Annotated in this window: 3 protein-coding genes; all 3 read left to right on the forward strand. The window is 76.0% G+C overall.

Annotated features, from left to right (window positions below; translation table 11 throughout):
- The coding region (locus AB0G52_RS40095; RefSeq protein WP_361344085.1) for a type I polyketide synthase at nt 1–12,161 on the forward strand (12,161 nt) is incomplete at its 5' end.
- Nucleotides 12,162–12,256: 95 nt separating this feature from the next.
- Entirely contained in the window at nt 12,257–20,836 is an 8,580-nt protein-coding gene (locus tag AB0G52_RS40100) for a type I polyketide synthase (protein ID WP_361344088.1), read from the forward strand.
- Nucleotides 20,837–20,921: 85 nt separating this feature from the next.
- The coding region (locus tag AB0G52_RS40105; protein WP_361344091.1) for a beta-ketoacyl synthase N-terminal-like domain-containing protein at nt 20,922–22,784 on the forward strand (1,863 nt) is incomplete at its 3' end.

Below are 22,784 nucleotides of genomic sequence, written 5' to 3' on the forward strand. Positions count from 1 at the left end.
CCCACCCCGTCCTCACCCCCACCCTCACCCACACACCCCACACCACCCTCCACACCCTCCGCCGCAACCACGCCACCCCCACCGACCTCACCACCACCCTCGCCCACGCCCACACCACCGGCACCACCCCCACCTGGACCACCCAACCCACCACCCACCACACCCCCCTCCCCACCTACCCCTTCCAACACCACCGCTACTGGCTGGAGCGGACCTCGACCGCCCTGGACCGTCGGGGCGTCGGGGGTCGTGATCACGCGCTGCTGAGCGCCGCGGTGCCGCTGGCGGACGCGGGTCTCGTGCTGACCGGCGCGCTGGCGCCGGGCACCCCCGGCTGGTGCGTCGATCACGCGGTCGCCGGGACCGTGGTGCTGCCGGGGACGGCCTTCGTGGAGATGGCCGTGCGCGCCGGTGACGAGGTCGGGTGCGGGACGGTGGAGGAGCTGACGCTGCGTACGCCGCTGGCGCTGAGCCGGTCGTCGACCGTACAGGTGACGGTGGGCCGGCCGGACGAGGGCGGGCGTCGGCCGGTGGCCCTGCACTCCCGCACGGGATCGGCCGACGCGTGGACGCTGCACGCCGAGGGTCTGCTGGGGGACGGTGGCCCGGACGAACCGGTCGCCGGGCCCGGCGCCTGGCCGCCGCCCGGCGCCCGTGCCGTCACGACCGACGGGCTGTACGACGAACTCGGCACGCGGGGTTACGACTACGGCCCGGCCTTCCAGGGGGTCCGGTCACTGTGGCGCCGTGACGACGAGGTGTTCGCCGAGGTCGAACTGCCCACGGAGGCGGGTGCGCCGGAGGGATACCTGCTGCATCCGGCACTGCTCGACGCGGCCCTGCACGGGGTGGCGGCGACGGGGCTGCTGCCCCAGGTGCCGGGCATCCGGCTGCCGTTCGCCTGGTCGGGGGTCCGGGTGCACGCTTCGGGGGCGACGGCGTTGCGGGTCCTGATACGGCGTACGGGCCCGGATTCGGTGGCCCTGACCGCGGTGGACGGCGGTGGGCAGCCCGTGGTGTCGGTGGCCTCCCTGGCGCTGCTCCCGGTCGCGCCGGAGGCGCTGCGGACGGCGTCGCCCACCGAGGCACTGTTCGCGCTGCGGTGGGAGGAGGCCGGCTCCGCGTCCGGAAAGGGGTCTGTGGCCGCGGCCCGAGGCGAGGCGGCGGCCGGAGGCGGGGTGGACGGCTGGGCCGCCGTGCTGACGGGACCGCAGGAGCTCGGCGCACTCGACACCGACGGGTCCTCCCCGGTGCTGCTGGACCTCGGCGGCCACACCGACGACCGGGACGGCGGCGAATCGGTCGTCCTGGCCGTGTTGGAGGTCGTGCGGCGCTTCGTGGGGGACGCGGCGCTGCGGGAGCGGACACTGGTGGTGCGCACCTGGGGTGCGGTCTCGGTGGGGGCGGGCGACCCGGCGGCCGATCCGGGGGCCGCTGCCGTGTGGGGGCTGATCCGGTCGGCGCAGAGCGAGCACCCCGGCCGGTTCGTGCTGGTCGACGCGGACGTCGAGATCACTCCGGCGGTGATCGGGGACGAGCCGCAGCTGGCCCTGCGGGGCGGGGTGTCGTACGTGCCGCGGCTGGTCCGGCACGCGGGTGAGGAGGGCCTCGTCGCACCGGTCCTCGACCCAGGACGCACGGTACTGGTCACCGGTGGTACGGGGGGACTCGGGGCGCTGGTGGCACGGCATCTGGTCGCCGCGCACGGGGCTCGGCGGCTGCTCCTGGTGAGTCGTTCCGGCGCCGCCGCGCCCGGCGTGCCCGAACTGGTCGCGGAGTTGGCGGAGTCGGGCGCCGTGGCAGACGTGCGCGCCTGTGACGTCGGGGACCGGCAGGCGCTGGCGGCGCTCGTGGCGGAGGTCCAGGCGTCGGAGCGGCCGCTGGGAGCCGTGGTGCACGCGGCGGGGGTGCTGGCGGACGCGACCGTGACCGGGCTGGACGCCGAGGCGGTGGCGGCGGTGCTGCGGCCGAAGGCGCGGGCCGCGCTGTGGTTGCACGAGTTGACGGCCGGGCTGGATCTGTCGGCGTTCGTCCTGTTCTCGTCCGTGGCGGGGGTGCTGGGCAACCCCGGGCAGGCCAACTACGCGGCGGCCAACGCGTTCCTCGACGCGCTGGCCGTCCACCGCCGGGAACTCGGCCTGCCCGCGGTGTCGTTGGCGTGGGGTCTGTGGGAGTCGCCGTCCGGGATGACGGGGCGGCTGGGTGCGCGGGAGCTGGCCCGGATGCGGCACGCGGGGCTGCTGCCGCTGCCCGTGGAGGAGGCGCTGGCGCTGTTGGACTCCGGTCTCGCCGAGGCGGCCCGGGTCGGTGGCGCGGCCGTGCTGGTCCCGGCGCGGATCGACGCGGGCTCGCCGGTGCGGGCCGGGCGGCCCGTGCCGCCGCTGCTGGCGCGGCTGGCGCCCGCCGGTGCGAAGCGGCGGCGGGCCGCCCGGGCGGCGTCCTCGGCCGGGACGGGGCAGGCGTTCGCGGCGAGGCTGGCGGGGCTGTCCGGCGCGGAGCGGGAGCGGCTGCTGCTGGAGGTGGTGCGCGCCGAGTCCGCGCTGGTCCTCGGCCACACGGACGGTACCCGGCTGGACGTCGCGGCCGAGTTCCGGAAGTCGGGGCTGGACTCGCTGATGGCGGTGGAGGTCCGCAACAGGCTGGCGACGGTCACCGGTGTCGCCCTGCCGGCCACCGTGGTCTTCGACCATCCCACGCCCAGGGCGCTGGCCCGGTTCCTGGTCGGGCGGCTGACCGGCGAGGACGCCGTCCCGGCGGACCCGGCGAGCGGCGTGGTCCACACCGCCGACGAGCCGGTCGCGATCATCGGTATGGCCTGCCGCTATCCCGGCGGGGTGGCCGGGCCCGCCGATCTGTGGCGGCTGGTGCTGGAGGAGCGGGAGGCGGTGGGCGCGTTCCCGGTGGACCGCGGCTGGGACCTGGCGGCCCTGTTCGACACGTCCGCGGGGGCGCACGGCACGAGCGACACGCGGTACGGCGGATTCCTCGACGACGCCGCCGGGTTCGATCCGGCGCTGTTCGGCATCTCGCCGCGGGAGGCGCTGGCCATGGACCCGCAGCAGCGGCTCCTTCTGGAGGTGTCCTGGGAGGCGCTGGAGAGCGCGGGCATCCCGGCCGAGGCGGTGCGGGGTTCGCGTACCGGGGTGTTCGCCGGGCTGATGTACCACGACTACGGCAGTGGTGGCGCCGAGGTGCCGGAGGATGTCGCCGGGTATCTGCTGACCGGCGGTGCGGGGAGCGTGGCCTCGGGGCGCATCGCCTACGCGCTCGGTCTTCAGGGGCCCGCGCTCACGGTGGACACCGCGTGCTCGTCGTCGCTGGTGGCGCTGCACCTGGCCGCGCAGTCGCTGCGGCGCGGGGAGTCCGATCTGGCGCTGGCCGGTGGTGTCACGGTGATGGTCACGCCGGACACGTTCGTGGAGTTCTCCCGGCAGGGCGGGCTCTCGGCGGACGGCCGCTGCAAGTCGTTCGGCGAGGGCGCGGACGGCACCGGCTGGTCGGAGGGCGTGGGCGTGCTGCTGGTGGAGCGGCTGTCGGACGCGCTGCGAGGCGGGCACCGGGTGCTCGCCGTGCTGCGGGGCAGCGCCGTCAACCAGGACGGTGCCTCCAACGGGCTGACGGCGCCGAACGGCGGTGCGCAGCAGCGGGTCATCCGGGAGGCGCTGGCCGACGCCGGGCTGACACCGGCTGACGTCGACGCCGTCGAGGGCCACGGCACCGGCACCGTGCTCGGCGACCCGATCGAGGCCGAGGCCCTGCTGTCGGTCTACGGCCAGGACCGCGCCCAGCCGCTCCACCTCGGATCGGTCAAGTCGAACCTGGGGCACACCCAGGCTGCCGCCGGAGTCGCGGGCGTCATCAAGATGATCAAGGCGTTGGACGCGGGCGTGCTGCCGCGCACCCTGCACGCGGACCCGCCCTCGTCGCACGTGGACTGGGCGTCCGGTGGGGTGCGGCTGCTCACCGAGCGACGGGAGTGGCCCGAGGCGGGCCGGCCGCGGCGGGCCGCGGTGTCGTCCTTCGGGATCAGCGGCACCAACGCGCACATCGTCCTGGAGCAGGCGCCGGCGGCCGCCGCGCCGCCCGAGCGGGGCCCGGACCCCGCCGTCGTCCCGGTACTGCTGTCCGCGGCCGACGAGGAGGCGCTGCGGGCGCAGGCCGGGCGGATCGCCGGTGCGCTCGCCGACGGCGCCGAACTGGTGGACGTGGCGTGGTCGTCGGCGGTCACCCGCGCTGCCCTGCCCTGCCGTGCGGTCGTGGTCGCGGACGGGCGGGAGCAGGCCGTCGAGCGATTGCGGGCGCTGGCCGCCGGGCGCGCGTCGGCGGGGGCGCTGACGGGACGGGCCGGGGAGGAGAGCCGACTGGCCGTCGTCTTCAGCGGGCAGGGGAGCCAACGGCTCGGCATGGGCCGCGAACTGTACGGGGCGCAGCCGGTGTTCGCCGAGGCCTTCGACGAGATGTGCGGGCACTTCGGGCCCCTTCTCGAACAGCCCCTGCGGGACGTGGTGTTCGGGACGGACCCGGATCTGCTGGACCGTACCGACCACGCGCAGGCCGCGCTGTTCGCCGTGGAGGTGGCGCTGTACCGGCTGGTCGAACACTGGGGTGTCACGCCGGGGCTGCTGATCGGGCACTCGATCGGCGAGTTCGCGGCGGCCCATGTGGCCGGGGTGTGGTCGCCGGCCGACGCCTGTGCGCTGGTGGCCGCGCGGGGGCGGCTGATGCGTGCCGTGACCGCGGACGGCGCGATGGCCGCCCTGGAGGCGGCCGAGGAGGAGGTCGCGCAGGAACTCGCGGCGTACGGCGGGCGGGTGGACGTGGCCGCGGTCAACGGGCCGCGGGCGGTGGTGGTTTCGGGTGACCGGGAGGCGGTCGAACAGGTCGCGGAGCGGTTCCGGGGCCGGGGGCGCCGGGTACGGCGGCTCCGGGTCAGCCACGCCTTCCACTCCGCGCACCTGGACGGGATGCTGGACGCGTTCGCGGACGTCCTCGCCCAGGTCTCCTTCCGTCCGCCCACGCTGCCCGTGGTGTCCAACGTGACCGGCGCCCTGGCCGGACCGGACGAGTTGTGCGCGCCCGGCTACTGGGTGCGGCACGTGCGGGAGGCGGTACGTTTCGGGGACGGCGTCGGCACGCTGCACGCGGCGGGCGCGACGGCGTATCTGGAGCTGGGGCCCGCCGGGGTGCTCGGCGGGGCGGTCCGGGACAGCCTGCCGGAAACCGCCTCGCCCGTGATCGTGTCGGCACTGCGGACCGACCGGCCCGAGCCGGCGGCCTTCCTGTCGGCGCTGGCCGCGCTGCATCTGTCGGGCCTGCGGGTCGACTGGTCGAAGGCCTTCGAGGGCACCGGGGCCAGGACGGTCGAACTGCCCACCTACCCGTTCCGGCACCGGCGCTTCTGGCTGTCCCCGTCCCGTCGAGCCAAGCCGCTCGCGGAGTTCGTGCGGCGGCTGGACCTGACCGAGGAGCAGACCCGTGCGCTGGACGCGCTGGTGGACGCGGGCGAGCGACCGGAACGACTGCGGCGCCTCGCGCACCGGGTGTCGTGGCAGCCGGTGACCGTGGGCGCGGCCGGGCTGCGCGGCCGGTGGCGGGTGGTGCTGCCGGACGGCACCGACCCGGCGGACCCGCGGGCGACGGCGCTGCTCGACGCGCTGGTCCGAGCCGGGGCGCAGGCCACGCTGGATCCGGTGGGTGAGGTCACGGGTGTGGTGGTCGCGGCGGCGCTGGCCGCCGACCCCGGGCTCTTCGCCCTGGAAGCCGCGCAGACGGTCGCGGACGGTCCGCTGTGGTTCGTCACCGAGGGCGCGGTCCGCGCCGACGGACCGGAGGATCGGGGACGCGGGGTGGCGCAGGCCGCCGTGTGGGGTCTCGGGCAGGTGGTCGCACTCGAACAGGCCCCGCAATGGGGCGGGCTGGCCGACCTGGACGGCTTCGGCGAGCAGACGCTGGACATCCTGTGCGCCGTGCTGGCCTCGGGCGGCGGACCCGGCCGGGAGGACCAGGTCGCGGTGCGCGACGGACAGGTTCTCGGCCGGCGGATCGTTCCGGTGACCGCTGCCGACGCGGGAAGCGCCGGCCGCCCGTGGCGTCCCACCGGCACCGTCCTCGTCACCGGGGGCACCGGGGCGCTCGGCGCCCATGTGGCCCGCTGGCTGACCGCCCTCGGCGCCCGACGGCTCGTCCTGACCGGCCGCCGGGGTGCGGGCGCGCCCGGTGCGACCGAACTCGTCGCCGAACTGCGCGCGTCGGGAGCCGAGGTGGCGGTCGAGGCCTGCGACACGGCCGACCGCGCGGCGCTCGCCGGCGTCCTGGCGCGCCACCGGCCGACCGCCGTCTTCCACACGGCCGGCACCTTCGCGGCGCGGCCGGTGACCGGTCTGTCGCCCGGAGCATGGTCAGCGGTGGTCGCGGGCAAGGCCGACGGCGCCCGGCACCTCGACGAGCTGAGCCGTGAACTCGGCCTGGAACTGGATGCGTTCGTGCTGTTCTCGTCGATCGCCGGGGTGTGGGGCGCCACCGGCCAGGCTGCGTACGCCGCCGCAAACGCGCTGCTCGACGCCCTCGCGCGACGACGGCGGGCCGACGGGCTGCCCGCGACCAGTGTGGCGTGGGGGCCCTGGGCGGGCGCCGGCATGGCGGCGGACGAGGCGAGGGCCGAGCTGCTGCGCCGCAGCGGACTGCGCCCGCTGGACCCGGCGGACGCGCTGACCCACCTCGGGCGGGCCCTGGAGTCGGACGAGCCCTGCCGGGTGGTGGCCGACGTGGACTGGGGCCGGCTGACGGCGGTGTTCGGCGCCGTACGGCCGGGTCCGTTGTTCGATCAGGTGGCGGGGCGGCCGCAGCAGGACAGCGCCGCGGCGGGCGGGGACTTCGCCCGGCAGCTGGCCGCGCTGCCGCCCGTGGAGCGGGAGCGGGCGGTGCGCACGCTGGTGCGCGACGAGGTCGCGGCGGCGCTGGGGTACGACGCGGCGTCGGACCTGGACGTCACGCAGACCTTCAAGGGCCTGGGCCTGGACTCGATGACCGCGGTGGACGTGCGCGGCCGGCTCGCCGCGGCCACCGGACTCACCCTGCCGACCACGGTGGTCTTCGACCATCCCACGCCGCGTGATCTGGCGGCCGCGGTACTCGACCGCCTCACCGGCGCGAGCACGCAGGCGGAGGCGGCAACGGCAACCGGCGGGCGGTACGGCCCTGACGAGCCGGTGGCGATCATCGGCATGGCCTGCCGTTATCCCGGCGGCACGGTGACCCCGGAGGACCTGTGGCGGCTGGTCGTCGAGGAGCGGGACGCCATCACGGACTTCCCCGCCGACCGGGGCTGGGACCTGGCCGCGCTGTACGACCCTGACCCGGCGGCCACGGGGACGTCGTACTCGCGTGAAGGCGGCTTCCTGGACGACATCGCCGGTTTCGACGCGGGCCTGTTCGCCATCTCGCCACGTGAGGCCCTGGCCATGGATCCGCATCAGCGTCTGCTGCTCGAGACGACCTGGGAGGCGTTCGAGCGGGCCGGGATCCCGCCGTCCTCGCTGCGCGGCAGCAACACGGGCGTGTTCGTCGGCGCCGGGGAACAGGACTACGCGGGCGGGGTGGCCGACGCCCCCGAGGGCGTCGCCAACCACCTGCTGCTCGGCCACACCGCCAGCGTGCTGTCCGGCCGGGTCGCCTATGTCTTCGGCCTGGAAGGGCCCACGCTCACCCTGGACACGGCGTGCTCGGCGGGTCTGGTCGCGCTGCATCTCGCGGTACGGGCACTGCGCGGCGGCGAGTGCGACCTCGCGGTGGCCGGCGGCGCCACGGTGATGTCGACACCGGGCGGCTTCGTCGAGTTCAGCAGGCAGCAGGTGCTCGGCCGGACCGGGCGCTGCCGCTCCTACTCGGACGACGCCGACGGCTCCGCCTTCTCCGAGGGCATCGGCACGCTGGTGGTGGAACGGCTGTCGGACGCGCGGCGCAACGGGCATCCCGTGCTCGCCGTCGTCCGGGGTACGGCCGTCAACCAGGACGGCGCGTCCAACGGGCTGAGCGCGCCCAACGGTCGGTCCCAGCAGCGGGTGATCCGGCAGGCGCTCGCCGACGCCGGGCTCGCCCCCGCCGACGTGGACGCCGTCGAGGGGCACGGCACCGGCACCCCGCTCGGCGACCCCATCGAGGCCGAGGCGCTGCTGGCCACCTACGGACAGGACCGGCCGGCCGAACGCCCGCTCTACCTGGGGTCGTTGAAGTCGAACATCGGGCACACCCAGGCCTCGGCGGGCATCGCCGGAGTGATCAAGACGGTACAGGCGCTGCGGCACGGGGTGCTGCCCCGCACCCTGCATCTGGCCGAGGCGTCCTCGCACGTCGACTGGGAGTCCGGCCGGGTCGAGCTGCTGGCGGCGACGCGGGAGTGGCCGCAGGTGGCGCGGGCCCGGCGGGCGGCCGTCTCGGCGTTCGGCATCAGCGGCACGAACGCCCACGTGATCCTGGAGCAGGCACAGGAAGAGGAACGGGGGCGCGGCGAGCCGTCGGCGGCGGCTCCGCTGCCGGAATCCGAGATCATGTCAGCCGCCTCCGGCGGGCCGGCGGCCGGTGACCGCGCCGCCCTCGCCGCCGGACCCGCCGTGCTCCCGCTCTCCGCCGCGACACCGGCCGCGCTGCGTGACCAGGCCCGTCGGCTGCGCGACGCGCTCACCGACCGGGCGGACCCGGAACTCCGCGCCGTCGGAAAGGCGTTGGTCACCACTCGGGAGACCGGGCTGGAGCACCGGGCGGCCGTGGTGGCGGCCGACCGGGAGGAGGCGCTGGCCGCGCTCGGCGCCCTGGCCGACGAGGAGGCGCACCCCCAGCTGGTCACCGGGGCGGCCGCGCCGGGCGCCGGACCGGTGCTGGTCTTCCCCGGCCAGGGTTCGCAGTGGCCCGGTATGGCGGTGGGACTCCTCGACACCTCGCCGGTCTTCCGGGACGCGCTCACCGAGTGCGACGACGCGCTGGGCGAGTTCGTCGGCTGGTCGGTCTTCGACGTGCTCCACGACCGTCCCGGCGCGCCCGCGCTGGAGCGGCTGGACGTGGTGCAACCACTGCTGTTCGCGGTGATGGTGGCACTGGCCGAAACCTGGCGGGCGGCCGGGGTGGAGCCCGCGGCGGTGATCGGGCACTCGCAGGGCGAGGTGGCCGCGGCGTGCGTCGCGGGCGCGCTGTCCCTGCCGGACGCGGCACGGATCATCTGCCTGCGCAGCAGGACCATGCAGGAGGAGTTGTCGGGGCTGGGCGCGATGGCCTCGGTCGCCGCCCCGCGGGAGGCGGTCGCGCGGCGACTGGAGCGCTGGGACGGCCGACTGAGCGTGGCGGCGGTCAACGGACCTGCTTCCGTGGTGGTGTCGGGCGAGGCCGCCGCGATCGAGGAGTTCCTCGTGGACGCCGATGCGGCGGGGTTGCGCGCCCGGCGGGTCAAGGGGGCCATCGCGGCCGGGCACTCGGCGCAGGTGGAGCTGGTGCGCGAACGGGTGCTCGCCGAGCTGGCACCGGTCACGCCCAGGGCGGGCACCGTACCGATCGTGTCGACGGTCACCGGGGAGGCGACCGACGGTTCCGCGATGGACGCCGGATACTGGTACCGCAACATGCGCGAGCCGGTGCGCTTCGACACGGCCGTGCGGGTCCTGGCCTCCCGTGGGCACCGGGTCTTCCTGGAAGTGAGCCCGCACCCGGTCCTGCTGACGGGGCTTCAGGAGACGCTGGAGGACGCGGGCGCCTCGGCGGTGGCGCTCGGCACCCTGCGCCGGGACGAGGGCGGAGCCCGCCGGTTCCTGTCCTCCCTGGGCGCGGCGTACGTCGCGGGAGTGCCCGTGGACTGGACACGCGCGGTGTACGCCGAAACGCCCGCGGTTGCGGTGGAGCTGCCGACCTACGCCTTCCAGCACCGCCGCTACTGGCTGGAGGCGCCACGCCAGTCCGCCTACTTCGCCGCGTCGGCCGGCGCGCCGGCCGACGCCGGCGTCACCGAGGGCGACGAGGCCCAGCGACGCTTCTGGGACGCGGTCGAGAGCGGTGACCTCGACGGGCTGCTGGGTGAACTGCCGCTGGTGAACGGCCAGCTGGCCTCGTTCCGGGATGTGCTGCCGGCCCTCGCCGACTGGCGGCGCCGGTCCCGGGAGGACGCGGTGCTCGACCGGTGGCGGCACCGGGTGGTGTGGGAGCCGGTCGGCACGCCGGCCCGGCCCGTGCTCACCGGTGACTGGCTGCTGGTCGTACCCGACGATCCGGCGGCCCGGTCGGTGGCGGACCGGATCGGGCCCGCGCTCGGCGCCGGGGTGACCGCGCTCGAACTTCCCGCGGATGCCGACCGTGCGGCCGTGGCCGGGGCGCTGGGCGCGCTCCCCGCACAGGCACCGGCGTTCACCGGGGTGCTGGCGCTGACGGGGCTGCTCGACGGCACCCGCCCCGACCACGACGCCGTACCGCGCGCGCTGGCGGCCACCCTCGCCCTCGACCAGGCCCTCGGGGACGTCGACTGGCCCGCTCCCCTGTGGGTGCTCACGCGAGGGGCCGTCGGTGCGGAGCCCGGGGACCGCGTGCCCGCTCCGGAACAGGCGACGGTGTGGGGGCTCGGTGCGGTCGCGCGTCAGGAGCACCCCGAGCGGTGGGGCGGGGTGCTGGATCTGCCGACGGAGCTCGGGGGCCGTGAACTCGCCCGGCTGGTGGCCGTGTTGTCCGGTGCGACCGGCGAGGACGAGGTGGCGGTCAGGGCGTCGGCGGCACTGACCCGGCGGCTGGTGCCGGCGGCGGCGCCGGACCGGCCCGAGGGCTGGAAGCCGTCGGGGACCGTGCTGGTGACCGGTGGCACGGGCGCGCTCGGCGGCCATGTGGCCCGTCATCTGGCGGTCCTGGGGGCACCGCACCTGCTGCTGGCCGGACGGCGCGGGCCGCAGGCGCCGGGTGCGCGGGAGCTGGCGGACGAACTCACCGCACTGGGCGCCCGGGTGACCCTCGCGTCCTGCGACCTCGGCGACCGTGCGGAGCTGGAGCGGCTGCTCGGGGAGGTACCGGCGGAGTATCCGCTGACCGCCGTGGTGCACGCGGCGGCGGCGGTGGACGACGCACTGCTGACGTCCTTGACCCCCGCCCAGCTCCAGCGCTCGCTGCGGGTGAAGGCGCAGGCCGCCCTCCATCTCGACGAGCTGACCCGGGGCCTGCCGCTGGAGGCGTTCGTGCTGTTCTCCTCGTTCGCGGGTGTCACGGCGGACGCGGGCCAGGGCGGCTACGCGCCCGGCAACGCGTATCTCGACGCGCTGGCGCTGCGCCGCCGGGCGCTCGGGCTGCCCGCGCTGTCCGTCGGCTGGGGGCACTGGGCGGGCGCCAGCGGTCTGGAAGGCGGCGAGGTGATCGCCAACCGGCTGCACCGGTTCGCGATGGAGTCGATGGACCCGCGGCGGGCGGTGCGCGCGCTGGAGCGCGCGGTGGGCGGCGACAGCGGCCATCTGGTCGTCGCCGACGTGGACTTCGGCCGGCTCACCACCGAACCGGCCGGGGTGCGAGCCACCCGGCTGTTCCTCGGGCTGCCGGGCTACCGCAGGCCGGCACCGGACGCGGACCCGGCGGGCGGACCCGCGCAAGCGGATACGGGGGCGGAGACCGGGGCCGGCTTCCATGACCGGGTCGCGGCGGCACCCCCCGGTGAACGCGCCGATCTGACAAAGGATCTGATCATGCGTCACCTTGCCGCCGTGCTGGGGCACGCCGACCCCGGCGAGATCTCACCGAGCCGCCTCTTCCGTGAACTCGGCATCGACTCGCTGACCGCCGTGGAGTTCCGCAACCGCCTGGGCGCGGCCACCGGACTCCGGCTGCCGGTCGGGGTGGTCTTCGACCACCCCACCCCGCAGGCGCTGGCGGCGCATGTGCTCACCGAGCTGGCCGTCGACGACGGGCCCGCGGCTGACCGTGCTCCGGAACACGCCGTGGGCGCGGAAGCCGAGTTGGCCCGGCTGGAGGCGGCGCTGGACCACCTCGACGCGCCCGCCTCGGCGGCGGTGGCGGACCGGCTGCGCGCCCTGCTGGCCCGGCTCCCGGAGGGCACCGCGGACGCCGGCCACGACGGGGACGCGGACCCGCTGGCGACGGCGACCACCGCCGAGGAGGTTCTCGGCTTCATCCAGGAACGGTTCGGCAGGTGACCGGCCCCCATGGGCCCTCGGGCCCGCCGCGACGGCCGGTCAGCTCCCAGGGTCCGGCAGCGGCCCGCCCCCCGGCGACTCAGGAGATGCGTGCAGTGACGAGCAGCGACAGCCAGACTCCGGCCCCCGGTGGCGACAAGGTCGTCGAGACCCTGAAGTGGATGGCCCAGGAACTCGACGCGACGAAACGGAAACTGGCCGACTCGGAGGCCAGGCGGTCCGAGCCGGTGGCGATCGTCGGCATGGGCTGCCGCTACCCGGGGGACGCGGACTCCCCGGCCGGGCTGTGGCGGCTGCTCACCGAGGGCGCCGACGCGATCGGCCCGCTCCCCGCCGACCGTGGCTGGGACCTGGACGCCCTGTACGACCCGGACCCGGCGGCCCCCGGCACGGCGTACGTCCGCGAGGGCGGCTTCCTCGCCGGGGCGGGCGACTTCGACGCCGGCTTCTTCGAGATCTCCCCGCGCGAGGCCCTCGCCATGGACCCGCAGCAACGGCTGCTGCTGGAGGTCGCCTGGGAGACGCTGGAGGACGCGGCGATCGACCCCGGGGCGCTGCGCGCCACCGCGACGGGCGTGTTCGTCGGGACCAACGGCCAGGACTACGTGCCGCCGATGCTGGACGGCGCCCACGAACTCGGCGGCTACCTGGGCACCGGCTCCACCCAGAGCGTGCTGTCCGGGCGGCTCGCCTACGCACTGGGCCTCGAAGGGCCCGCGGTCACGCTGGACACGGCGTGCTCGGCGTCCCTGGTGGCGGTGCACCAGGCGGTGCGGGCGCTGCGCGGCGGCGAGTGCGAGCTGGCGCTCGCGGGCGGTGCCACGGTGATGTCGAGCCCGTGGACGCTGGTGGAGTTCTCCCGCCAGCGCGGGCTGGCCCCGGACGGCCGCTGCAAGACGTTCTCGGACCGCGCCGACGGCACCGCCGTGTCGGAGGGCGTGGGCATGCTCCTGCTGGAGCGGCTCTCCGACGCCCGCCGCAACGGACACCGGGTCCTCGCGCTGGTGCGCGGCTCGGCCGTCAACCAGGACGGCGCCTCCAACGGCCTGACCGCGCCCAGCGGCCCCGCCCAGCAGCGGGTGATCCGGGCGGCGCTCGCGGACGCGGGGCTCGCCCCAAACGATGTCGACGCGGTCGAGGCGCACGGCACCGGCACCCGGCTCGGCGACCCCATCGAGGTGGACGCGTTGCTCGCCACCTACGGCAGGGGCCGGGCGGCCGGGCGGCCCCTGTGGCTGGGATCGGTCAAGTCCAATCTGGGGCACACCCAGGCCGCCGCCGGGGTCGCCGGCGTCATCAAGACCGTCCTCGCCCTGCGGCACGGCGTCCTGCCCCGGACCCTGCACGCCGACCCGCCCACCACCCACGTCGACTGGGCGACGGCCGGGGTACGGCTGCTGCACGACGAGCAGCGCTGGCCGCGCACGGACCGGCCGCGCCGGGCGGCGGTGTCGTCCTTCGGGATCAGCGGGACGAACGCGCACGTGGTGCTGGAGGAGGCCGGTCCCGCCGACCCGCCGGGCCCGGCGGCCCCGGCTACGGCCGCCCCCGCCGCGCTGCCCTTCCTGCTCGACGCCCGCACCCCGGACGCCCTGCGCGGCCAGGCGGCCCGGCTCGCCGGACACCTGCGCGCGCACCCGGACTCGCGCCCGCTCGACGTCGCCTGGTCCACGGCCACCACCCGCGCCCGGATGCGGCACCGTGCGGTGGTCGTCGCGGCGGACCGGGGGGAACTCCTCGCCGGGCTCGACGCCGCCGCCGAGGGCACACCCGGAGCGGGAGTGGTACGCGGTGAGGCGCTGGAACAGCCGTCACTGACCTTCCTGTTCACCGGTCAGGGTGCCCAGTACGAGGGCATGGCCCGGGAGCTGTACGACGGCTTCCCGGTGTTCGCCACGGCCCTCGACGAGGTCTGCGCGCACCTCGACCCGCTGCTCGAACGCCCGCTGCGGCCGGTTCTGTTCGGGGACGCGGCGGCCCTCGACCGGACGGCGTTCACCCAGCCCGCGCTGTTCGCGGTCGAGACGGCCCTGTTCCGGCTCGTGGAGTCGTGGGGGGTGGTGCCGGACCGGCTGGTCGGGCACTCGGTCGGGGAGCTGACCGCGGCCCATGCGGCCGGGGTGCTGTCGCTGCCCGACGCGTGCGCGCTGGTGGCGGCGCGCGGCCGGGTGATGGACCGGCTGCCCGGGGGCGGGGTGATGGTGTCGGTGCGGGCGGCCGAGGCCGAGGTCCTGCCGCTGCTGACACCCGGCGTGGGGATCGCGGCCGTCAACGGCCCGGAGTCCGTCGTGCTGTCGGGAGAGGCGCGCGCGACGCAGGCCGTGGCCCGGGTCCTCGCCGAGCGCGGCCGCAAAACCCGGCCGCTCACGGTCAGTCACGCGTTCCACTCGGCGCTGATGGATCCGGCCCTGCCGGAGTTCCGCGAGGTGGCCTCCCGGGTGACGTACCGCGAGCCGCGGATCGCGCTGGTGTCGGCGCTGACCGGCGCGCTGGTCGAACCCGGTGCGGTCACCGGCCCCGACCACTGGGTACGGCACCTGCGCGCACCGGTGCGCTTCCTGGACGCGGTGCGCGCCGCCGAGGCGGCCGGCGGGCGGGTGTTCCTGGAACTGGGCCCGGACGGAGTCCTCACGTCGATGGCGGCCGACTGCGTGACCGACCGGTCGGCGGCGGTCCTCGCCGCGACCCTGCGCAAGGGCCGTCCGGACACCGCGTCGCTGCTGCTGGGACTCGGCCGGGTGCACGCGGCGGGCGTCGGTGCCGACTGGGCCGCGGTGTTCACAGGCACCGGCGCAGAGCGCGTCCCGCTGCCGACGTACGCCTTCGAACACCGGCGGTACTGGCTGGCGGTGGACCGCACCTTCGACGGCGCGCCGGTCGCGGTCCCCCCGGCCGTCGCCGAACCGCAGCCGGTGACCGCACGGCTGGAGACCCTCGACCTGGTCCGCGCGGCCACCGCAGCCGTCCTCGGGCACGCCTCCCAGGAGGCCGTGCCGCCCGACCGCCCGTTCTCCGAGCTGGGCGTGACCTCCGTCGGCGCGGTGGAGCTCTGTGCCGACCTGCGGGCGGCGACCGGTCTGTCCGTCCCCGCGTCGGCGGTCTTCGACCACCCCAGCCCGCGGGCTCTCGCCACCCACCTGGACCAGGAGCGCCAGGACGCGACGGCCGGCGGCCGGGCGGACCCGGCCGACCGGGACGGCACCGGTCGCACGTCCGCTCCGGCGCGGCGCCGCCGTCCGGCGCGCGCCACCGACGAACCGGTCGCGATCATCGGGATGGGCTGCCGTTTCCCGGGCGGGGTCACCAGCCCCGAGGAGCTCTGGCAGCTGGTGGTCGACGAACGCGACGCCCTCGGCGGCTTCCCCGACAACCGGGGCTGGAACCTGGAGGAGTTGTTCGACCCGAACGGCGGCGCGGGTACGGCCACGGAGGCCAGGGAGAGCGGATTCCTGTACGACGCGGGCGAGTTCGACCCGGCGTTCTTCGGGATCTCCCCGCGCGAGGCCCTCGCCATGGACCCGCAGCACCGGCTCCTGCTCGAGACCGCCTGGGAGGCGCTGGAACGGGCCGGCCTGGACGCGGGTGCGCTGCGCGGCAGCCGCACCGGCGTGTTCGCGGGGCTGGTGGGCCATGACTACCTGCCGGGGCCGGAGCGGATGCCCGACGATCTGGTGCCGTACTTCGCGACCGGGATCGGCGGCTCCATCGCCACCGGGCGCATCGCGTACACCTTCGGCTTCGAGGGCCCCGCGGTCACCGTGGACACCGCGTGCTCCTCGGCGCTGGTGGCCCTGCACCAGGCGGTGCGGGCACTGCGCGCCGGGGAGTGCGACCTGGCCTTCGCGGGGGCCGCCACGGTGATGTCCTCGCCGGGCGCCTTCGTGGGGTTCTCCGGGCAGGGGCTGATGGCGCCCGACGCGCGCAGCAAGTCCTTCGCGGACGCCGCCGACGGCACGATGTGGTCGGAGGGCGTGGGCATGCTGCTGGTGCAGCGGCTCTCCGACGCCCGCCGCGCCGGACACCGGGTGCTGGCCGTCGTACGCGGGACGGCGATCAACCAGGACGGTGCCTCCAACGGGCTGACCGCCCCGAACGGCACCGCGCAGCAGCGGGTGATCAGGGCCGCGCTGGACGACGCCGGGCTGGGTCCGGCCGACGTGGACGCCGTCGAGGCGCACGGCACCGGCACCCGGCTGGGCGATCCGATCGAGGCGCACGCGCTGATGGCGACGTACGGCAGGGACCGGCCGGCGGACCGGCCGCTGCGGCTCGGTTCGGTCAAGTCGAACATCGGGCACACCCAGGGTGCGGCCGGAGTGGCCGGTGTCATCAAGACGGTGATGGCGTTGCGGCACGGGCTGCTGCCGAGGTCCCTGCACGTGGACCGGCCGTCGACGCGGATCGACTGGTCCCTGGGGGCGGTACGGCTGCTGACCGAGGCCGAGGTGTGGCCGGCCGTGGACCGGCCGCGCCGGGCCGGCGTCTCGGCGTTCGGCGCGAGCGGCACCAACGCCCACGTCATCCTCGAACAGGGGCCGTCCGCGCCCGAGCCGGACGGGCCGCGGCCGCCGCTGCCGGTGACGCCGCTCGTGCTGTCCGGGCACACGCCCGCCGCCCTGCGCGGCCAGGCGGCCCGGCTCGGCGACCTGCTCGCCGCCCCGGACGCCCCGGAGCTGACCGATGTGGCCTGGTCGGCGGCGGCCACCCGCACCGCGCACGCGCACCGCGCGGTGGTGCTCGCGTCCGGCCCGGCCGACGCCCGTACCGGACTCGAGGCGCTGGCGGCGGGCGTCGAGGCGCCCCACGTGGTCACGGGGACACCGACCGGCTCGGACGCGGTGTTCGTGTTCCCCGGGCAGGGCTCGCAGTGGGTGGGGATGGCCTCGGCGCTGCTGGCGGGCTCCGAGGTGTTCCGAGACGCGTTCGCGGACTGCGAGCGGGTCTTCGCCGATCTGGTCGGCTGGTCGGTGACGGGCGCGATGGCCGGGGCGCCGGACGCGCCGTCGCTGGAGCGGCTGGACGTGGTGCAGCCGGTGCTGTTCTCGGTGATGGTCGCGCTCGCCCGCACCTGGCAGGCCGCCGGGGTGCGGCCGGCGGCCGTCGTGGGCCACTCGCAGGGCGAGATAGCCGCCGCGCACGTGGCGGGCGCGCTGTCGCTGGCGGACGCGGCCCGGGTGGTGGCCCTGCGCAGCAGGCTGATCGTGGACGTCGTGGGCCTGGGCGCGATGGCCGGGGTGTCCAGGTCACCGGAGTGGGTCGCCGCCCGGTTGAAGCCCTGGGAGCGGGAGTTGAGCGTCGGCGTCGTCAACGGCCCGGAGTCCGTGGTCGTCACGGGTGACGTGGCGGCGCTGGAGGAGTTCCTGGCGGTGGCCGAGGCCGAGGGAGCGCAGGTGCGGCGCGTGCGCGGCGCGGTGGCGCCGGGCCACGCCCCGCAGATGGAACGGCTGCGCACCCGGCTCCTCGACGCGCTGGCGGAACTGACGCCGTGGGCGGGGACGGTCCCGCTGTGCTCGACGGTCACCGGTGACCTCCTGGACGGCCCGGAGATGACCGCCGCGTACTGGTACCGCAACGCCCGCGAGCCGGTGCGGTTCGACGCGGCCGTGCGGCGGTTGCTGGACCGCGGGCACCGGGTGTTCCTGGAGATGAGCCCGCATCCGCTGCTGCTCGGCCCGGTCACGGACATCGCCGGGACACGGGACGTCCGGGTGGCCGCGCTGGGCACCCTGCGGCGCGAGGACGGCGGTCCCGGGCGCACGGCGCGGGCGCTTGCCGAGGCGTGGGCCCACGGGGTGGCCGTGGACTGGGCGTCCGCCGTGTTCGAAGGCGTCGGCGCGCGCCGCGTGGACCTGCCGACGTACGCCTTCCAGCGCGACCACTTCTGGCTGGAGCCGACGAGCGGTCCGGTGGGCGCGGGGGTGCGCGGCACCGGGCACCCCCTGGCCGACGCCAGTGTGGAACTCGCCGACGACGGTGCGCTGCTGACGGGCCGGCTGTCCCGGCGGTCGGTGCCGTGGCTGGACGACCACGCGGTGGCCGGGGTGGCGCTGCTGCCCGGTGCGGCCTTCGTGGAACTCGCGGTGCGGGCGGGGGACGCCGTGGACTGCGGCACCCTGGAGGACCTCGCGCTCCAGCAGCCGCTGGTGATCCCCGCGGACGGCGGGACGGTCGTCCAGGTGACGGTCGACGCACCGGACGGCTCCGGCCGGCGCGCGGTCCGCGTCCACTCCCGGCCGGACGCCGACGAGGACGCCCCGTGGACCCGGCACGCCGAGGGCGTCCTGGCTCCCGCCGGGGCCGACCCCGAACCCCTCACCGGCTGGCCCCCGCACGACGCCGAGCCGCTCCCCGCCGACGACGCCTACGAGCGCATCGCCGCCGCCGGCATCGGCTACGGCCCGGCCTTCCGCGGTCTGACCGCGGCCTGGCGGCGCGGTGACGAACTCCTGGCCGAGGTCCGGCTCCCGCGGTCCGAGGCCAAGAACGCCGCGCGGTACGGCATCCACCCGGCGCTGCTGGACGCGGCCCTGCACGTCGTCGTCCTGGACGGCGTGGACGACAGCGGACAGCTCGCCTTCAGCTGGAGCGGCGTCACCCTGCACGCCCAGGGCGCCACGGAGCTACGGGTGCGAGCGGTCCGCCTCGGCGGGGGCGGCTTCGCCTTCCACCTGTACGACGGCGCGGGCCGGCCGGTGCTCACGGCCGAGTCCGTCGCCGTGCGCCCCATGGCCGCCGCCCTCACGACCGGCCGCACCGGCACGGAGAACTCCCTCTTCCGGCTGGACTGGCCCGCGCTGCCGGTCGCCGAGACCACCGCCGTCCGCTGGGCGGTGCTCGGCACGCACGGCGAGTCGGTCCGGCCTGCCGAGGTGGACAGCCGCCGGCACTACGCCGACCTGGCCGCGCTGACGGCGGCGGTGGCCGCGGGCGCCCCGGTGCCGGACGCCGTGCTGGTGACCGGCGCCGACGGGGCGCCCGGCGACCGCCGGGTACTGCTGGACGCCCTGGAGCTGTGCCGGGACTGGACGGCGGACGACCGCTGGGGGCAGGCACGGCTGGTGTTCCTCACCCGGCAGGCAGTGGCGGCGGGCCCGCAGGAGGCACCGGCCGACCTCGCGCAGGCGCCCCTGTGGGGCCTGGTCCGCTCGGCGCAGCAGGAGCAGCCCGACCGCTTCGTCCTGCTGGACAGCGACACGGCGGTGGTCCCGACGGTCGTGCTGGCGGCCGCCCTCGGTTCCGGGAAACCGCAACTCGCCCTGCGTCAAGGGGTGTTGCGGGCGCCACGACTGGCGCGTACCGAGGTACCCGCCGCCGTCGCCCGCCGCGCCCTCGACCCGGACGGCACGGTCCTGATCACCGGTGGCACCGGCACCCTCGGCGGGATCCTCGCCCGCCACCTGGTCGCCCGGCACGGTGCCCGGCACCTGCTGCTCACCGGCCGCCGGGGCCCCGACGCACCCAACGCGGCGACTGTGCACAAGGAGTTGAGCGAGGCCGGTGCACAGGTCACGGTGGCCGCCTGCGACGTGTCCGACGCCGAGGCGCTGTCCCGGCTGCTGGCGGAGGTGCCCCGGGAGCATCCGCTCACCGGGGTGTTCCACCTGGCCGGCCGGCTCGCCGACGGCGCCCTCGGCTCGCTCACCGCGGACGACGTCGACACAGTGCTGCGGGCGAAGGCCGACGCCGCCTGGCACCTGCACCGGCTCACCCGGGACGCCGACCTGGCCGCGTTCGTGCTCTACTCCTCGATGGCGGGCACCTTCGGCGGTGCCGGCCAGGCCAACTACGGCGCGGCGAACGCCTTCCTGGACTCCCTGGCCCAGCACCGCCGGTCCCTGGGGCTGCCCGGCCTCTCCGTCGCCTGGGGGCTGTGGCAGGACCGTTCCGAGATGGGCGCCGGACTGACCGAGCGGGACCTGGCCCGCCGGATGGCCCGCTCCGGCACCCGCAGCCTCACCGCCGAGCAGGGCATGACCCTGCTGGACACGGCCCTCGACACCGGCGAGGCCCACGTGGTCGCCGCCCGTTTCGACTTCGCGACCCTCAGGGCACAGGCGGCTGACGGAACCCTCCCCGGGCTGCTGCGCGGCCTGGTGCGGGCCGGCCGGCGTGCCGCGGGCGGCGCCGAGCCGGGCGGCCTGCGGGACCGGCTCGCCGCCCTCGGCCCCGCCGAACGCGCCACCGCCCTCGTCGACGCCGTACGCGGCACGGTCGCCCTCGTCCTCGGGCACGGCTCGGCCGACCAGGTCGACGAGGTCCGCGCCTTCCGGGAACTGGGCCTGGACTCGCTGACCGCCGTGGACCTGCGCAACCGGCTGTCCGCGCTGAGCGGCCTGAAGCTGCCGGCCACGCTCGCCTTCGACCACCCCAGCCCGAAGGCCGTCGCGGAGTACCTCGACGAGAAGCTGTTCGGCGTCCCCGTCGAGACGGTACCGCCCGTCCTCACCGACCTCGACCGCCTCGAACTGGCCCTGCTCGGCGCCGACACCACCGACCCGGCCCTGCGGGCCAAGGTCACCATGCGGCTGCACGCCCTGGTGTCCCGATGGAACGACAGCGACGGCCAGGGAACCCGGGCCACCGCCGACGGCGGGACACCCACCGACGACCTCGGCCTCCAGGACGCCTCGGTCGACCAGCTCCTCGACTTCATCGACGACATGGGCACCTTCTGAACCATCGGCGGCCCGGTCCCCCGCCGAGCCTCACCGACCTCGGCACGGGCCCGCTTCCGAGCCCCGGCAGAAAGGGACGCGTTCCGTGGAAGACACGCGGATCATCGAGTACTTGAAGCGGGTGACGGCCGATCTGCATCGCGCCCGCGCCCGGCTCCTGGCACTGGAGTCGGGCCGGCCGGAGCCCGTCGCGATCGTCTCGGCCGCCTGCCGGTTCCCCGGCGGCATCGACTCACCGGAGGACCTGTGGCGCGCGGTCGTCGAGGAACGCGACCTGATCACGGCCATGCCCGCCGACCGCGGCTGGGACGTCGACGCGCTGTACGACCCCGACCCGGACGCCGTCGGGCACATGTACGTCAAGGAGGGCGGCTTCCTGCGGGACGCGGCCGGGTTCGACGCCACGCTGTTCGGCATCCCGCCGCGTGAGGCGCTGTCGATGGACCCGCAGCAGCGGCTGCTCCTGGAGACGACCTGGGAGACCTTCGAACGGGCGGGCGTGGACCCGTTGGGCCTGGCGGGCTCCCGCACCGGTGTGTTCATCGGCATCCTGTCCCATGACCACGGCACCCGGCTGACCCCGGCGCCGGACGGCTTCGAGGGCATGATCGGCGCCGGTACGGCGGGCAGCATCGCCTCGGGACGGCTGTCGTACGTCTACGGCCTCGAAGGGCCCGCCCTGACCATCGACACCGCCTGCTCGTCCTCCCTCGTCGCCCTGCACCTGGCCGTGCAGTCACTGCGCAGCGGGGAGTGCGACCTCGCCGTGGCGGGCGGCGCCACCGTCATGTCCACGGTCGAGTCCTTCGTGGAGTTCTCCCGCCAGCGGGGGCTCGCCCCGGACGCCCGCATCAAGGCGTTCGACGACGCGGCGGACGGCTCGTCGTGGAGCGAGGGCGTGGGCACGCTGCTGGTGGAGCGGCTGTCCGACGCCCGCCGCAACAACCACCCGGTCCTCGCGGTCCTCCGCGCCACCGCCGTCAACCAGGACGGCGCCTCCAACGGCCTCACCTCCCCCAACGGGCGGTCCCAGGCCCGCCTCATCCGCAGCGCCCTGGACAGCGCGGGGCTCACCGCCGCCGACGTGGACGCCGTCGAGGCCCACGGCACCGGCACCCGGCTCGGCGACCCCATCGAGGCCCAGGCCATCCTCGCGACCTACGGCCAGAACCGCAGCCACCCCCTCTACCTCGGCTCGGTCAAGACCAACATCGGGCACACCCAGGCCGCCGCCGGTCTCGCCGGCATCCTCAAGATGATCTGGGCCATGCGCGAGGGCGTGCTCCCCCGCAGCCTCCACCTCAGCCGTCCCAGCAGCCAGGTCGACTGGAGCGAGGGCCGGGTCCACCTCCTCGACCGGACCCTTCCCTGGCCCGAGACCGCCAGGCCACGCCGGGCCGGAGTCTCGTCCTTCGGGATCAGCGGGACCAACGCGCACGTCATCCTGGAACAACCCGAAGAACCCGAGGAACCCGCACGCCCGCCGCAGGCACCCTCCTCCCCCCTGCCCCTCCTGCTCTCCGCAGCCAGCACCGAAGCACTGGCCGCGATGGGCGGACGGCTCGCCGACGCGCTGGAGGGCGGGCAGCAGCACCTCCCCGACATCGCCCACGCCCTGGCCACCACCCGCGCCCTGCTCCCCCACCGAGCAGCCGTCATCGCCGAAAACCACCAGAGCGCCCTGGACGGCCTGCGCGCCCTGGCCACCCACCAACCCTCCCCCCACGTCATCACCGGACACGCCCACACCACCCCACGCGGCCCCGTCTTCGTCTTCCCCGGCCAGGGCTCCCAATGGGCCGGCATGGCACGCGACCTCTACCACACCGACCCCCACTTCCACGACGCCCTCAACACCTGCGCCACCGCCCTCGACCCCCTCACCGGCTGGTCCCTCATCGACACCCTCACCACCACCGACGACACCTGGCTCCACCACGTCGACAAA

Origin of the sequence: Streptomyces sp. NPDC021562, from assembly GCF_040640875.1 — a bacterium.
In the GTDB taxonomy this organism is placed as follows: Bacteria; Actinomycetota; Actinomycetes; order Streptomycetales; family Streptomycetaceae; genus Streptomyces.